This window comes from Actinoplanes sandaracinus, assembly GCF_030009775.1.
In the GTDB taxonomy this organism is placed as follows: domain Bacteria; phylum Actinomycetota; class Actinomycetes; order Mycobacteriales; family Micromonosporaceae; genus Actinoplanes; species Actinoplanes sandaracinus.
The window spans coordinates 155,035-170,557 of sequence record NZ_JASCTH010000001.1; the positions used below are offsets into that span (position 1 = coordinate 155,035).

Consider the following 15,523-nt stretch of genomic DNA (forward strand, 5'->3'; position numbering starts at 1 on the left):
GTGTATACCAAGCGTGTTCATGACCGCGTCGCCGCCCCACACCCACACCCACACCCACACCCACACCCACACCCACGCCGACGCCGACGCCGACGAGCGGATGCGTGCGGCCATCCTCTCCACCGAGTCGCGTCCCGGCCACCACCTCCCGGGCGAAGGCCATCGCCGGGCGGCTCGAGGTCTGCCGCGCTTTCACCCGGGAAGCGCTGTTCCGCCTGGTCCGGGAGGGTGTCGACGTCCAGCGTAAAGGCCGGACGATCCATGATCACACCCTGGCCAAGATCCACGCTGCCCGCGAGACCCACGAAGAAGAACCGTCGAGCGCGGCGGCGAACCTGGCACTGGCCGGGCACGAGCGCCGAGCCGGGCGCAGTCCGGGCCGGCGCAGACCCCGAACGCGGGCGCAGACCGAGCCGGGCACGGGCGCAGACCGAGCCGGGCTGGGCTGGGCTGGGCTCAGGAAAGCGCAACGCGCGATCCGCAGGAAACTCAGAGCAACAGCACCATCGCTATGGTCTCGGCCAGCAAGGCGACGGCCAGGGCCAGGCCTAATATCTGGGCCGGCGGGAGTGCGGCGGTGGCGGTGACTCGGCGGATGACGGGGCCGTCCAGGGCCGCGAGCACCTCAACAGCGCGCACCGAACCGCCGCGACCGGTGGCGGCCCTGGCCAGGGAACCGGAGCGGGACGGGGTCAGCCGCACCAGGTCGCCGGAGCGGAGGGAGTCGCGTGGGGCGTCGGTCCGCAAGACGACGTGGACGGTCGACCCGCTCGCGGCGCGGACGGTGAACTCCCAGACGGCGTTGGAGCCGGCACCGGCCGGGACCCAGCGCTGGGCGGCGACCACTGCGGCGACAACGAGTAGCGGGACGAGCAGGCCGACCAGCAGCAGGCCGGTGCCCACACCGCCGGAGAGCGATCGGCCCACTATGGCGGCGATGCTGATCAGGGCCGCGGCCGAGACCGCGAGGAGGCCGGGCACGGAGCGGCTGGGCAGGGCTGCGGCGGTGATACGGACGGAGCCGGTGATCATCCCGACGCGCGGATCTGAATCTGGCGTCGAGCCCGAATCCGGCATCGAGGAATCGGCCGCACCGGACCGGTTCACCGCGGGCGGCAAGGCCTGTGGGCGCCGGCCTTGCCGCGAGTCGCCCCGCGATGAAGCGCCGTGTGACGGACCGCCGTGCGATGAGGTGCCGAACAGCGGGCTTCCATCCGATGAAGTCCTGTGCGGCGGGGTCCCTCGCGAGGTGTCTCCCTCCGGTGAAGGCCTACGCGGCGCAGTCCCCCACGACGCGCCCTCATCCGGTGGAGTTCGTCGCGACGGGTTCCCCCGCGGCGGCGTGCCATGTGGGGGCGTTCGCTGTGACACGCCGGACGGGTCACCGCGGGGTGGAGTGGAGGATGGACGGCGGCTCGGTGAAGTCGCACCCGGTGGCGTGCCGTTCACCTGCGTGGCACCGCTGCTGAAATCACGCTCGGTGCGCGAGGTTCCCGCTGAGTCCTGGCCGGCCCACGGACGGACGGCCGGATGGCCACGGAACAGTCGGTCGTCGTCATGGCCGAACAGCGAGTCCGGCCGGACCGTCGCCTCGGCGGCGGGCCGCTCGGAAGCGGGCCGCTCGGAAGCGGGCCGCTCGGAAGCGGGCCGCTCGGAAGCAGACCCTTCAGAAGCCGGCCACTCAACGGCCGACCGCTTGGAGCCGAGCGGGTTCGGCGGGTCGAGCGGGTCCACCGGATCCGGCGGGTCGAGCGGATCGTCCTCGGGACGCGGGGTGGCCCACGAGGGCGGGTCGGCGGTCATGCGGGCGGCCGCAGATTCCGGGAGTCGCACTGGTTCTTGAACTCGTCGGCGGACAGGTGCCCGAAGTGTTCGGCACACCAGTCGAGCACGGCCTGCTTGTCCGGAAAGTCGCCGATCGCGAACGTGACCCACAGGAACTGTCCCCCGGCGGTCCGCTGCCGCTTGCCGTAGTCGGTGCTCTTCACCAGGATCACCGGGTGCTCGGCGGAGCCGTGCTCGTCTCGCAGACGCTGGTGTTCGGCGAGGATGTCGGTGGTCTGGAAGGTGTGCGTGCCGTCGGCGGCGACCTGGAACCGGTCGAAGACGCCGGGATACTTGGAGGCGATCTGGGCGGCGAGCCGGCCGTCGAACGTGACGGCCGCCAGACCCTCCGCCCGCAACGCCTCCAATTGAGCCAGCGCTTCGGCCTGCGGATCAGCGCCTTCGCTCACGGGAGGGGTCTCGGTGGGAGAGGTCTCCGCGGGAGGGGTCTCGGTGGGAGTGGCCTCGGTGGGAGTGGCCTCGGTGGGCACCGCCTTCGTCGCCACGGTCTCGGTCGCCGGGAGCTGCTGGAGCGAGCCGTTCGAGCCGTCGCCGGCGCCGGTGTCCGCGCGGTTGCCGGAGCGCAGCAGGACGACACCGCTGACGGCGCCCACCAGCAGCAGGACGGCGAGGGCCGCGACGATCAGCGGCAGCCTGCCGTAGCCGGTGGGGCGCGGAACCGGCTGGAGCCGATCGGGCGTCGCGCCCCCGTACACCGCAGGGTCGTGGGGGTTGAAGGTGTTGGCGGCGCCGGTCATCGGAATGGTCATCGGGTCGAACGGCATGGTGGGGTCGGCCGGTGAGTCGGGCTGCCCGCCGGCGGTGAACGGCGCCGGCGGGTCCCAGGCGCCTCGCTGCGGTTCGCGGTCGGTCATCGCCGTTCAGTCCTCGAACACCACGAATTCTTGATCTTTTCCCGAGTCACCGGACGAAGGGCGTAACGCGATTCCACCCGGCGCTCGCATTCGATTTCCATGACGCCCCCGAGGATGATTCCGCCCTGTCCTCCCGGCCCGGACACCGCGAGCGTAACAGCGCATTTGTCTCCCGCACCAGACGCCGCTCACCACGTCGGACACCAATGGTCGAACCGTCGTCCAGCAGCGATGATCGTCAGCTAGGACCGACCGGACATCCGGTTTGCGAGGTGGACGATCACATTCCGCTCCCTGCCGGAATCCGCCCGCGGCGGCATGACCGATTCCATTCCTTCCCACCGGGATTCTCGTCCATCCGCAAGACGGTCATGCCACCGCCGGATTCACCGAACCGGATTCCACCGCTAGGGTGAACGTTGTTTCGGCGTCCGCGACAGGTCGATCCGGCCCAGACGGTCACATCGCCGAGCCGAGCCGAACCGAGCCGCTGCAGAGCCGCCGGGTCCAGAGACATCGTGGCGGGCGCGACCCGGTCCGAGCACGTCCCCGAGGACGTCCGCCGAGAGAATGCGGTGGGCGGGCACGAAGGGCGCCGCTATGGTCGGCCGTTGTGAGACTGCCTGTCGCGAACAGCGTGGAGGCCTTCGGCGCCCTCGACGAGGTCGCGTTGCGGCCCGGCGCCGAGGCTCTGCTGCATGACCTGGGCGTCGACGCCGCCACCGCCGAGCGGTTCACGACCGGATCGCTTCCCGTCTACCGGGCCGGCGACCTGGTGCTGAAACTGTTCCCGCAGGTGCACGTCGACGAGCACCCGGTGGAGACCGCGGTCCTCCAGGCCGTGCACGGGCGGCTGCCGATCCCGACGCCCCGAGTCGTGGGCTCCGGCGAGCGCGACGGCTGGGGATACGTGCTGATGAGCCGCATGCCGGGTGTGCCGCTCACCGAGGCCTGGAACGACATCCCGGCCGCCGGACGGGACCGGCTCGCCGACGATCTGGGGCAGGCCGTCGCCGCGCTGCACGCCCTGCCACCACCGGCGATCGACGACTGGTGGCCGCGGGACTGGGACGCGTTCGTCGCCGGGCAGCGGACCGGCTGCGTGGAGCGGCAGCGCGACCGCGGGCTGGCTCCGGAGTGGCTGGAGCAGATCCCGGCCGCGCTGGACGTGGACCTGACCGACAGCCGGCGGGTACTGCTGCACACCGAGATCATGCGCGACCACCTGCTCGTGTCTCCTGAAGGCGGATGGCACTTCAGCGGGCTGATCGACTTCGAACCGGCGATGCGGGGCGCCGCCGAGTACGAGTTCGTCGGCGTCGGCTGTTTCGTCGCCGAGGGGGACGCCCGCTTCCTCGGCCGGTTCCTGCGCGCCTACGGCCATCCGGCCGACACCGGATTTCCGCGCCGGATGATGGCGTGGTCCCTGCTGCACTACTACAGCAACCTGCCGGCCTGGATGAGACGCCTGCCCGGCCCGGCGCGGCCGACCTTCGACGACCTGGCCGACCGCTGGTTCGGCACCGCATGACACGGGCGACGTGCCGGCGGCTCTCACAGGCGGCGAACTCCGCGCACGTCACGGCGGTCGTTCCCGGCGGATGACGCCACGTGCACGACGTCCGGCCGGCCGGGCCGCACCGGAATCCGCACCGTGCGGACCGGCCCGACCAGCCTGGTCAAGGTGTCCGCGAACCCGGGCTCCGGCGACGCGCTCCACACGCCGAGGACCCCGCCGGGCAGCAGGTGCTCGCGCAACATCGCCAGCCCCGACCTCCGGTACAACCCCGTGGCGTGATCGACGACGGTCCAGCCGGGCCCGTTGTCGACGTCCAGGCAGATCGCGTCGAACCGGTCGCTGGTGCCGGTCAGCCAGACCGCCAGGTCCCCTGTCACCAGCCGCACCCGCGGATCGTCGAGCGCACCCTCACTGAACGGGCGCAGCACCCCGCGATGCCAGTTCACGACAGCCGGCTCGACCTCCACCACGATGATCTCGGAAGCCGCCGTGCGCACCGCCTCGGCCAGCGAGAACCCCAGCCCGAGACCAGCGATCAGCAGCCGTGGCCGCGGCTTCGCGACGGCCAGAGCGGCGCGGACCAGCATCCGCCCCGACAGTCCCGAGCGCGTGTCCATCAGGAAGACCCCGTTGCTGAACAGCTCGAAATGCCCGTCCCGGCTCCGCAGGACCAGCTCACCCCGATCGGTGAAGACCCGCTCCTCCATGGGCGGCAGCCTACGCACCCGATGGACCGTCGTCGATAAGTTACGGTGACTCCTCGTGAGCTTCGACGGCGACACGACGGTTCCTGATCACTGCACCGAGTCCCTGGCACGGGCCCGCCGCCACAGCATCGACACCGCCGGAGCCCTCGCCGTCGCCGCTGTGGGCAGCGGCAGCGCCCCCCTCTACCTGCTCGTCTACCCCGACCGGCTGGAACTGGCCAGCGCCGGCGGAATGCTCGGCACAGGAGCCGGCCGGGAACGGATCGAGTACACCGCCATCGACGACGTGACCGCCCGTGATCGGCTGATCCGATCATCGCTGGAGATCAGCACGGGCGGGCGCACGGTGTCCTTCAGCACCGGGACCCTCGGCCGCGGCCGGGAGGCCGCGACCTACCTCGCCGCGCTCATCCGGCAGCGGCTGGGCGCGACGCCCGACAACACGGCCCTGCTGCACCAACTGGCCGCCCTGCACACCGCGGGCTTGCTGACCGACGAGGAGTACGCCGCGAAACGGGCCACGCTCCTCAGCTAGAGAGCGGGCGGTGACGAGGTCTGCTCCGCCAAGCCGGCCCGGTCACCGGCTGGACAGGGCGGCGATGAGCTCGTCCGCCCCGGTAGTGCGCGGCCGGTCGCTCACCTGGCCGTCGCCGATCTCCACGACACGCCACCGGCCGTCCGCATGCCGGGTGAGGTCGGCGGTCACGAACGGCAGGCCCAGGGCGCCGATCGCGTCACCCACCCCGGGCAGGTCGACGCCGTCGGACGGCAGGTCATCCGGCGTGTCGGGATGAGCCGTGGCCAGGCGACACGAGCCCCCGACCCACCAGGTCCGCACCTCGGCGCCGGTGAACGACTCGAACCGGCGCAGGACGAACCCACCGGTGAACCCGTCACCCCGCAACTCCCGGAAACGACTGGCGACCGCCCACGCCGCCACACCGTCGGTGACATCGGGGAGGTACGCCGCCTCATGCCAGTAATGCTTCATCGACTTCGTGTAGTCCCGCAGCACCGCCGGACCCGCGCCCAGCGCCGCACAGGCCCGGACGAAACCCTCCCGGCCGTCACCGTCGGTCCACACCGTCTCCGGGGTCGCGCTCCCGACAGCCGCGTACCAGCCGGGCAGCTCGTGGGCACGCCGGTACTGCTCCGGACTCGTCCGCAAGGTCACCCCGCGGGCGGCCAGGGCACCCGCCAGGGCCGCGTACCGTTCGCTGCTCAGCATCCAGCCCCGGTAGACGGCGTCGGCACCCGCCGGCACCCGCGAGACCGCCGCCGCCGCGCTGTCCCCCACCCCGGACGCACCGGTTCCGGCCGCGCCGGCCGGTTCGCCGCTGGACAAGGCGTCGTGGTCGATCAGCGCGACCTCGATCCCGGCATCGCGGGCGGCTCGGGCCTCCTCGGCGAAATGCTCGTCGGGGCGGCGCGGACGAAGGACATCAGAGGGAACCAGCAGCATCACGCCGAAATGATCCGCCGTTCCCCACGCGCACGCCTCCCATTTTCCGTCGCCACGAGGGTGCCGGCGGAGCCCTCGCGGGCGGGCCGGGCCAACGGCGAGAGGGCGGCGAGCAGGATCAGCGCCGCCGGCGGCAGGAAGTCGATATCGATGATGATCGCCGCGACCCCGGCACCCAACAGCAGCGGGCTCCAGACCGGGACGCGCCGAGCTGCCACCAGCAGGCCGAGCAGGGCCAGCAAGCCGAGCGAGAAGAGCAGCGGGCCGGCGATCCACAACGGTTCGGGCAGGGGCGCCGCCTCTCGGAAGGCCACCGAGAGGTCGCCGGCGATCACCCAGAGAAAGCAGGCCACTCCGGCGACGACAGCGCCCGCGGCCACCGTGGCGACCGTGCGGGCGCCGGCGGGAACAAGCGGGCGGACGGCCGCGGCCAGCACACCGAACAGGACCATGGCGGCGAAGAACATCATGTGGGCGAGAGTCCAGACGAGCCCTGGGCCGCGGGCGCCGTCAAGGCCGTCGATCAGGCGAAGCAGACCGTAGGCCAAGAGCAGGACCGGCGCCTCCATCGCGAGGTGGCGAACCGTAGCGCTGTTCGATGGCATGGCCTGAACGTACGTCCGGGCGGCGACGTGACGCGTCCGGCGCTTTCCCTGCCACTACCCCGATTTCAACCCCCGGGTGCCTCGCCACAACCCCTAAGGCATCCTAGGAACCTGTCCCGCTTGGTCTCCCGCCTGACCCGTCGCGACGAAGCATCTCGGCGAGGCCTGGATCGCGGCGCGAGGTAGACGAGACAGGCCGTGCGGGGAGACGAGACAGGGACGGATACGCAGAAGTCATCGCCTCGGCAGCGCGGCGGCACGCCTTTCCTATTAGGCAGATAGGAATGCTATGCTCGCCGCCCCGGGCGAGACCGGGCCGGACGTGGCGAGGGAAGCCGGGAATGAGGCTGGCGTGGGCACCCTGAACGAGCAGGCGGCCGAGGAGTACATCGCAGCGCGGGCGTTCACGCCGGGCGTGCCCGGCTTCGTAGGGATAGCGGTGGACCTGCTGGTCGATCCGGCCTGCGCGCCGTCGGGGCGGCGACCGCTCCGGCACGGATTCCTGGACACACGGTCGCCGCGGATCCTGGTGGTCAGCGGGCCACCGTCCCCCGGCCTCGAGGTGGCTCTTCGCCGGATGGGCGACGACCTGGACGCTTCGGCGCGCATCGTCGACCGGCACCGGCTGACCGTGGTGCCGCAGGCCACCGGCACGCTTCATCCGGAGAGTCCGGCGCACGCCATCGTCACCGCGACCGCCGGCATCCGGGTCGGGCTGGAGGCGGGGCTGGACGGAGGCGGACCGCTGGGGCTGCACCGGCGCTGGGGGCTGGCGCACATGCTCGCGCCGGTGCTGGCGGCCGCGTTCGCGAACGCTCCGCTGCGGCACGGGCGGCCGACGGGCTGGCGCAGTGTGCGTCAGGCTCTTCGCCGCGACCTGCCGCTCGGCCCAGTCCGGGGTGAGCCGCAGGCCGCGTGGGCGGCGTACGTGATGGACACGCCCGCCGGCACCGGCAGCACGCCGCGGCAGACACTGCGCGCCGGAGGCCGGCTGACGCCCGCCGAACTGAACCGGCACCTGGCCGGATTGCGTCCGCCGGTGGCCGCGCGCGGCCATCTGGAACTCGACGTCGCCGACCGGCAGGCCGGCAACGGCTGGCGGGTTCCGGCAGCCGTCACGGCGGTGCTGCTCGATGATCCGCGCGCCGCCGAGGAGGCCACCGAGGCCACCGCCCGGCTTGCCGGCGAGCCGGCGCTGTGGGAGCGCGCGGCCCGCGACGCGCTCACCGACCCGGCGCTGGCCGCGGCCGCCCGGGACTGCTTCATGGCCGCCTACGCGGCTCTCTCCCGGCAGGGCGTCTCCCGCGAGTTGCGCGACGCGGTGGCAGATTTCATCGAGCGGTACGTGTGCCGCAACCGCTGCCCGGCCGACGACGTCCTCGACGGCGCCACCGCCAGCCCCTGACACTCCAGGGCCCCGGATCGCGCGACCGGCGTGGATGGCGAGCCGGCGACCGACACGGCCTCCACGGATCACCGGCAGCCCTTCGAACTGCACTTTCAACCCCTTGGTTGACAACACTCATCGGGCGGCCTAGCTTAGGTTTCAACCAAACGGTTCAACCTAAGCACCACGTTCAGACCGGGCACTCGAGCCGGGCAGCGGAGATGAGGACTGATGTCGACGGACACGATGGCACGGGTCTTCGGCGCGCTCGCCGACCCGACACGCATCGACATGGTGACGCGTCTGGCCGGTGGCGACGCGACCGTCAATCAGCTGGCCGAGCCGTACCGGATGTCGCTCCAGGCGGTCTACAAGCACCTGCGCGTCCTGGAGGACGCCGGGCTGGTGAGCCGCCCGGCCGGCCCGCAGCCCCGCGTGGTGCGCCTGGAGACGGAGGTGTTCGACCGGATGGACGAGTGGATCGAGCGTTACCGCCGGCAGGCCGAGGAGCGCTACAGCAGGCTCGACTCGGTGCTGGCGTCGCTGGAAACGGACAACGAAGAGACCGAGGACGGAAAGGAACAGTCATGACCAAGATCGCCCAGACCGCCATCGAGGCCGACCCGAAGCTGCCGATCATCCGGCTGACCAGGGATTTCGCCGCCACCCCGGCGCAGTTGTTCCGGGCGCACACCGATCCGGAGCTGTTCGTGCTCTGGAACGGGCCGGACTCGCTCACCAACAAGATCGACTACTGGGACGCGCGCACCGGCGGCAGCTGGCGGTACGTGTCGAGCCGTGCGGGCGAGCACGGCGACGAGGAATACGCGTTCCACGGCTCGTTCCACGAGGTCGGGCCGGACCGGATCGTGCAGACGTTCACCTTCGAGGGCGAGCCGTCGGGCGTGGCCCTGGAGACGCTGTGGTTCGAGGATCTGGGTGACGGCCGCACCCGGCTGCACGCGCAGTCGCTGGTGGACAGCTTCGAGGGCCGCGACGCCTGGCTGCGCAGCGGCATGGAGGTCGGCGTGAACGAGGGTTACGCACGCCTGGAGAAGCTGGCGGCGGAAGGCCGCCTCTGACGGGGGAACGGCGAGACCAGGACGTCGCGCACGTCGAGCAACCGGTCGGCCCGCACCCGGGTCGCGTCGTCACGCCGCCAGCCGGGCGCCGAGGTCAGCACGGCGAGCTGGGCGTCGACGTCGCTGACCGTGACCCGGAGCGGGTTCGGCGCCGGGCTCACGGGCCGGTTCAGGTAGTCACGGATCCGGTTGAACATACCGGGAAAATTTCCCCGGAACGCGGCCGGGGAAACACGGTACGGGCAGACAGCCGCGGGGCCGTCCGCCCGTGCCGTCACCGGGCCTTGACCGCGAAGAGCTGGTCGAAGACCGTGGCGCGCTCGAAGGTCATGGCGTGCGCCCGCGCCCGGACCTCCAGCTCCCGCCGAAGTCCCGCGGACATGTCCAGCACCACCCGGTCGACCGCGTCGGCGAGCCCGGCGACGTCGCCCGCCTCGACGATCACCGCGGTGTCGCCGACCGCCTCGCCGACGCCGCCGGTGGTGGTCGTGATGATCGGCCCGCCTCCGGCCAGGGCCTTCTCGGCCAGGGCGATGCCGAACGTCTCGACGAAGTCCGGTTCCGGCTTGGTGGGCAGCGCGTACGCCGCACACCCTGCCATCAGCAGCGGCTTCTCGTCGTCGTCCACATCGGTGAGGAAGACGATCCGGTCGTCCCGGCTGGCCATCGCCCGCGCGTGCTCCAGTGCGGGCCCGGTGCCGGCGACGACGAGTTTGACGTCGTCGCGGCAGCGCATCCGGCCGTACGCCATGATCAGGTCGTAGATGCCCTTGGCCCGGGCCACCCGGGACAGGAAGAGGATGTATCCGTCGCGTCGCAGGCCGCGGCGCGCGAGCGCCGCGTCGACGGCCGCCGGGTCGAGGTCGAGGAAAGCGGACGCGTCGATCGGGGGATAGCTGACCGTGACGCGTTCACGGCACTGGACCGCGAAGGTGGTGCCGCAGTGCGCGTCCACCTCCTCGGCCGAGGCGATGATCTCGTCCCGGGTGTATTCGGAGACCGCCACCACCTCGTCGCTGGCGAGGAAGGTGGTGAGCAGGACGGTGGCCGCGCCGAACCGGCCCTCCCGCAGGCAGGAGCGGATGACGTTGGTGACGTCGGAGCCGACCGCCTTGGCGATGGTGCGCACGTCCGGCTGAAAGCCGGCGGCCCGGGCCGCGGTGACCGCGTCGTTGATCACCTGGGTGTGCGGCACCAGGTACATCGAGAGGCAGACGGTGGGCACCGGTTCGGAGAGCAGCTCGACCAGGCGGCCGGTGAGGCCGGCCAGGTGGCGGCCGTCCGGCACCCGGTAGTCGCCGACCGCCTCGGGGCGTTCGACGGTGATGCCGGGACTGTACGGCAGGAGCCGGTCGAAGGGCTTGAGGGGAAGGCCGGCCGCCTGAAGGGTGGCGATCGGCCACGTGAGCAGCCGCACGTCGTCGAAACCCCGGGTGAGCGCGACCTCGGCGAGGTTGCGGGCCTCGCCGGAGTGTCCGCAGATGACCGGGTCGGCTCGGACCGCGATGACGAGGCGGCGGGTCGGTCGGCTCATCGTTGTTCCTTCAGGAAGAGGGGTGGGGGTCGGAGAGGGACGGCGGCCGGATCCCATGCCCCCAGGTGGAGGGCTCGGGCCCGAGCCGCAGGTGCAGCCGTCCGCCCTGATGGACGTCGGCGGCGTTCAGGTGGGTGGCACGCAGCGCCTTTCCATTGAGGGTCGCCGATTGGACGTACTGGGGCGGCGGGTCACGGTCGATGCCGTCGACGCCGATCGGGCTCTCGCGGTGCCCCGAGGTCTCGATGACGAACTCGCCGCCCTCCACCTGGATCGCGGAGCGGGCGAACGCGGGCGTGTTGACCAGGAACAGGTTCTGGCCGGCGACCGGGAACAGGCCGAGGGACGCCCACACGTACCAGGCGCTCAGGCCGCCGGAGTCGTCGTTGCCCGGCAGGCCGCCGGGGCCGCTGCCGAACTGCCAGGTCAGAGCCGAGTTGACCACCTCGGCGGTGCGGTCCGGGCGGCCCGCGTAGTGGTAGGCCCAGGGCGCTTCCATGTCGGGCTCGTTGTTGAGGCCCTCGAAACGGTTCAGGGCGTAGCCGGCGGCCATCTCGGCCGCGTCGGGGCCGCGGCCGGGCTGCCGGACCGGCTCGGCGCCGTACCCGAAGAAGCGGTCCAGCATGCTCACGAACGCCCGGCCGCCGCCGGCCAGCCCGATCCGGCCGGCCATGTCGTGCAGCAGCCGGAACGAGTAGTTCCACTTGCCGCCCTCGTAGAACTCGGAGTCCTTGAGCAGGCCGGTGGCCGGGTCGAAGGCGTTGATCCAGCCGCCGCTGCGCCGTTCCAGGTCGGCGGCCAGCCGGTGGTCGTTGAGGGCGCGGGCCACCTGCGCGGTGCAGTGGTGGGCGTACGCGAGATCGAGGGTGTGCGTGATCGGGTGCACCACGCCGTGTTCCCAGAAGTCCTCGCCGTAGAGCCGCCGCAGGTCGTCGACCATGTGCACGAGCGCCCAGGTCCAGTCGATGCCCGGCCGTCTCAGGGCGTGCACGTCCGCGAGCCCGGTGTGCGCCAGGGCGCTCGCCTGCCGGAAGAACCGGTCGGCGCCGCGGGCCATCCGGTAGCCGATCGGGAAGTTGCCCTCCTCCTCGCACACCCGGATCAGAGAATCGAGCAGGTCGCCGTAGCGGTCCGGGGCGATCGCGGACAGCAGCGGCATCTGCGTCTTGTAGATGTCCCACATGGTGCAGATGTCGAAGGCGTACGGGCCGGGGTCGGGCCAGTTCGGGCTCTCGTCGTCGGCGATGCAGGGCTTGATCAGCGAGTGGTACAGAGCGGTGGCCATGACCGTGCGCCGCGCCGGGCTGCCGCCGTCGACCTGGATCCGGCCGAGGTGGTCGCGCCAGCGCGCCCTGGTCCGGGCGCGGACCGTCTCGAACGCCGGCTGGCCGGTGCCGCACTCGCGCAGCAGGTTCTCCCGCGCCTGCTCGCGGCCGCGCAGGGAGAAACCCATCCGGACCTCGATGGTCTGCCCGGCCCGGGTGGGGCCCATGAAGAGCATGCCGAACGGGCGCAGCGTGGTGTGCCGGATGCTGTCGAAGTCGAGGCGGGTGCCACCGGGGATGAGGCGCCGGTCGTACCAGAGCATCTGCCGCCAGCCGGGGCTGTCCACCTCGATGTAGACCGACAGGGGGATACCCTCCATCACCACGGTGCCCTGGGCCTGGCCGTGGCCCATGCTCTCGGCCTGGGCGCGCAGCGGGACGGTCCGGCCGAGGTCGATGGCGAGGCCGCCGCAGGACAGGTCGATGACGACGCGGGCGCTGTGGTGGTCGGGGAAGGTGTAGCGGTGGACCGCGACCTTCTCCCCCACGGTGATCTCGCAGCGCACCCCGGTGTCCAGGTTGGCGGCGTAGTAGCCGGCCTCGGCCCGCTCGTCCTCCAGCGGCCACGACTGGCCGAGGTCGTCGAGCGGCTGCACCATCGGGGTGACCCGCACATAGTTGTAGTACTTGCGGATCGCCCCGGTGCCGGACTGCTGGAAATGCGTGAACCCGGACGCCTCCAGCCGGTCGAACATCTGCTCCGGCACGCCCTCGGTGTTCTTGGCGTACACGCCGTAACCGGTCGGGTACGCCCCCGAGTACGCGCAGGCCGAGACCATGCCGAGGGGGGAGGTGGCGCCCGGGTGGGTGTTGCCCACCTGCGGTTTCGGCCACCACCAGGTAGCGGCGAGACCATGTGCGCGAGGCAGGTCGGTGGCCGCTGTGCCGATGAAAGGATCTACGTTGTCGAGGATGGCCGGACTCTAACCGGCGACAGCGACCCCCATGGTTTCGTCCAGGTGAACTCCCCTGACGGAGGCGGCCCGCAGCATCTGGTCGAACTCGGCGGCCGGCAGCGGCTTGCTGAACAGGTAGCCCTGCACGGCCGGGCATCCGGCGGCCCGCAGCGCCTCCCAGTCGGCGATCTCCTCCACGCCCTCGGCGATGGAGGACATGCTCAGCGAGCGGGCCAGCCACAGCACCGCCTGGATGATCGAGGCCTTGCGCGGGTCGTCGGCCAGTCCGGCCACGAACGAGCGGTCCAGCTTGACGATGTCGGCCGGCAGCGACTTGAGCCAGGTCAGCGAGCTGTACCCGGTGCCGAAGTCGTCCAGGGCGATGCGCACACCGAGTTGCTTGAGCGAGGTCAGCCGCTCGCTGACGTCGACGGTGGAGGACAGCAGCGCCGTCTCGGTGACCTCCAGGACGATCCGGGACGGGTCGAGACCGGGCAGGCTGGAGAGCACCCCGGCGACCATCGGCACGAAGTCGGGTTCGGCGAGCTGACGGGGGCTGACGTTGACCGACACGTAGCCGAGACGGTCGGACCAGTGCAGCAGGTGGTCGATGGCGGAGCGCAGCACGTGCTCGCCGAGCGGCACGATCAGGCCGGTCTCCTCGGCGGCGGCGACGAAGTGGTACGGGCTGAGGATCTCCCCCTCCGGGGTGCGCATCCGGACCAGGGCCTCGGCGCCGACGATCTGGCCGGTCGCGGTCGAGACCACCGGCTGGAACCAGAGCGGCAGCGTGAGCCTCGGGTCGCCGGCCAGGGCACGGCGGACCCGCGCCTCGGCCTCGATCTTCTCCTGTACGGGCACGCGCAGCTCGTCGGTGAACACCTGCATCCGGTTGCCACCGGCACGCTTGGCCGCGTACATCGCGGTGTCGGCGGCCAGCACCACCTCGTCGGTGGGGATCGCCCCGAACACCGTGGTGACGCCGATGCTGCAGGACACCGGAAGGCCGGTGCCGCGGACGGGAAGGGGCTCGGCGAGCGCGGCGAGGATGCCGTTGCCGACCCGCAAACCGGTGCCGGTCGGGCCGGGCAGCGCGACGATGAACTCGTCGCCGCCGAGCCGGGCCACCAGGGCGCCGGACGGGACGACCTGCGTCAGGCGTGCGGCCAGGGCGCGCAGCACGTCGTCGCCGCAGGCGTGGCCGGACCCGTCGTTGATCGACTTGAAGCGGTCGATGTCCAGGTAGATGACGCTGATCGGTTCGGCGCTCTGCGCGAGGAGCAGCTCCAGGTCGTGCTCGAACGCCTTGCGGGAGAGCAGCCCGGTGAGCGAGTCGTGCCGCACCTGGTAACGCAGTTCGGCCTCGTGGTCCCGGACCGCGGTGACGTCGAGGCAGTGCACCACGATGAGCCGCAGCCGGCCCTGCCGGTCGTAGAGGCCGGTGCTGTGGGTCTGCACCCACATCAGCGAACCGTCGTCGGTGCGCCGGTACTGCCGGGTGACGGTCATCGGCTCGTGCGAGTCGGCGAACGCGCGCAGCAGGTTCGGCTCGTCCCGGGCGACCGGGACGAGCGGCAGGTCGGCCATGCCGAAGCCGTCCGGCAGTTCGGCGGGCAGGCGCAGCCACTCCCGGTAGGCCGGGTTGGTGCGCATGATCCTGCCGTCCGGGGCGAACATCGCCATCGCCACCGGAGTCTCGTCGAAGGCGACGCTGAGCTGGGCCTGGCTCTCGTCCAGGTTCTCCTGCGCGCGGCGCTCCTCGACCTCGGTGAACCGCCACGCCACCAGCTGGAAGGCGGCGGCCGCGAGCACCGCCCCGCCGTGCAGCAGGGCCCACACCAGCGGATGCTCCTGCGCCGCCGCATGACCGAAGGTGTGGTCGCTCTGCGTCAGGCCGAATCCGGCGTGGTGCAGCGTGGTGGCGACCAGGAACCCGCCGAACGGCGCCCAGTCCCGGTAGAGGGCGAGCGCCGCGATCCCGATGAAGAACGAGAAGTGCGCCTCGGTGAGGCCGTGGCAGACCGCCACGAGTCCGGCGCACGCCACGGCGAAGCCGAACGCCACGCACACCGAGCGCAGCCGCCGGTTGCTCAGCCGCGTCGCCGCGACCAGGCTGGGCAGCACCAGCGCGTTGGTGATCAGCAGTTCGGCCGCGTGCACCCCGTGCGGCAGGGCGAACACGGTGAGAAGCACCATGAAGACGGCAAGCAGCACCGTCAGCAGCCGGTGCCGGCCCGCCCACTCCTCGTCGGTGAGTCCGCCGCCGGCCGGAAGCCGGTCACGGAGCCACGTCATCCACGTCGCCAC

14 protein-coding genes are annotated in these 15,523 nt (G+C 71.7%); 5 read left to right on the forward strand and 9 right to left on the reverse strand.

The window, feature by feature from the left end:
- Positions 1-489 precede the first annotated feature (489 nt).
- Both QLQ12_RS00725 and QLQ12_RS00730 read right to left on the reverse strand, forming a co-directional pair.
- Positions 490-1,032 carry a hypothetical protein gene (locus QLQ12_RS00725; protein WP_282756349.1) on the reverse strand — a complete coding sequence of 181 codons (543 nt, stop codon included), beginning with the start codon at positions 1,030-1,032 and terminating at the stop codon, positions 490-492.
- 767 nt (positions 1,033-1,799) lie between these two features.
- Complete coding sequence (locus QLQ12_RS00730; RefSeq protein ID WP_282756351.1) at positions 1,800-2,699, reverse strand: hypothetical protein; 900 nt, start codon at positions 2,697-2,699, stop codon at positions 1,800-1,802.
- A gap of 613 nt (positions 2,700-3,312) precedes the next feature.
- Here QLQ12_RS00730 and QLQ12_RS00735 point away from each other — a divergent pair.
- Complete coding sequence (locus QLQ12_RS00735) at positions 3,313-4,230, forward strand: phosphotransferase family protein (RefSeq protein ID WP_282756353.1); 918 nt, start codon at positions 3,313-3,315, stop codon at positions 4,228-4,230.
- A gap of 23 nt (positions 4,231-4,253) precedes the next feature.
- Here QLQ12_RS00735 and QLQ12_RS00740 read toward each other — a convergent pair whose 3' ends face one another.
- Positions 4,254-4,925 (reverse strand): spermidine synthase, encoded by a 672-nt coding sequence (locus tag QLQ12_RS00740; RefSeq protein ID WP_282756355.1) that lies wholly within the window; start codon positions 4,923-4,925, stop codon positions 4,254-4,256.
- Between the two features lie 55 nt (positions 4,926-4,980).
- Here QLQ12_RS00740 and QLQ12_RS00745 point away from each other — a divergent pair, with 55 nt between their 5' ends.
- Complete coding sequence (locus QLQ12_RS00745) at positions 4,981-5,460, forward strand: SHOCT domain-containing protein (protein ID WP_282756357.1); 480 nt, start codon at positions 4,981-4,983, stop codon at positions 5,458-5,460.
- A gap of 42 nt (positions 5,461-5,502) precedes the next feature.
- Here the strand turns inward: QLQ12_RS00745 and QLQ12_RS00750 are convergent, their stop codons facing one another.
- A complete protein-coding gene (locus QLQ12_RS00750) occupies positions 5,503-6,387 on the reverse strand; it encodes an ATP-grasp domain-containing protein (RefSeq protein ID WP_282756900.1) in 885 nt (294 codons plus the stop codon).
- Positions 6,387-6,992 (reverse strand): hypothetical protein, encoded by a 606-nt coding sequence (locus tag QLQ12_RS00755; protein WP_282756359.1) that lies wholly within the window; start codon positions 6,990-6,992, stop codon positions 6,387-6,389. The genes QLQ12_RS00750 and QLQ12_RS00755 overlap by 1 nt, the downstream gene beginning before the upstream one ends.
- Before the next feature lie 352 nt (positions 6,993-7,344).
- On the opposite strand from QLQ12_RS00755, the gene QLQ12_RS00760 reads away from it, so the two are divergent.
- The 3 genes from QLQ12_RS00760 (at position 7,345) to QLQ12_RS00770 (ending at position 9,461) form a co-directional block, all read left to right on the forward strand.
- The gene (locus QLQ12_RS00760; RefSeq protein ID WP_282756361.1) at positions 7,345-8,397 is read left to right on the forward strand and encodes a glutamate-cysteine ligase family protein; all 1,053 of its coding nucleotides are present in this window, start codon (positions 7,345-7,347) and stop codon (positions 8,395-8,397) included.
- A gap of 213 nt (positions 8,398-8,610) precedes the next feature.
- A complete protein-coding gene (locus QLQ12_RS00765; protein ID WP_282756363.1) occupies positions 8,611-8,970 on the forward strand; it encodes an ArsR/SmtB family transcription factor in 360 nt (119 codons plus the stop codon).
- Positions 8,967-9,461: an SRPBCC family protein gene (locus QLQ12_RS00770; protein WP_282756365.1), complete on the forward strand. Its 495-nt coding sequence runs from the start codon at positions 8,967-8,969 to the stop codon at positions 9,459-9,461. The genes QLQ12_RS00765 and QLQ12_RS00770 overlap by 4 nt, the downstream gene beginning before the upstream one ends.
- Here QLQ12_RS00770 and QLQ12_RS00775 read toward each other — a convergent pair.
- The 4 genes from QLQ12_RS00775 to QLQ12_RS00790 form a co-directional block, all read right to left on the reverse strand.
- Positions 9,419-9,658 (reverse strand): hypothetical protein, encoded by a 240-nt coding sequence (locus QLQ12_RS00775; RefSeq protein ID WP_282756367.1) that lies wholly within the window; start codon positions 9,656-9,658, stop codon positions 9,419-9,421. The genes QLQ12_RS00770 and QLQ12_RS00775 overlap by 43 nt on opposite strands.
- Before the next feature lie 77 nt (positions 9,659-9,735).
- On the reverse strand, positions 9,736-10,995 hold the full coding sequence (locus QLQ12_RS00780; RefSeq protein ID WP_282756369.1) for a glycosyltransferase: 1,260 nt from the start codon (positions 10,993-10,995) through the stop codon (positions 9,736-9,738).
- Positions 10,996-11,005: 10 nt separating this feature from the next.
- A complete protein-coding gene (locus QLQ12_RS00785) occupies positions 11,006-13,234 on the reverse strand; it encodes a glycoside hydrolase domain-containing protein (RefSeq protein ID WP_328518252.1) in 2,229 nt (742 codons plus the stop codon).
- 9 nt (positions 13,235-13,243) lie between these two features.
- Positions 13,244-15,523 carry a putative bifunctional diguanylate cyclase/phosphodiesterase gene (locus tag QLQ12_RS00790; protein WP_282756371.1) on the reverse strand — a complete coding sequence of 760 codons (2,280 nt, stop codon included), beginning with the start codon at positions 15,521-15,523 and terminating at the stop codon, positions 13,244-13,246.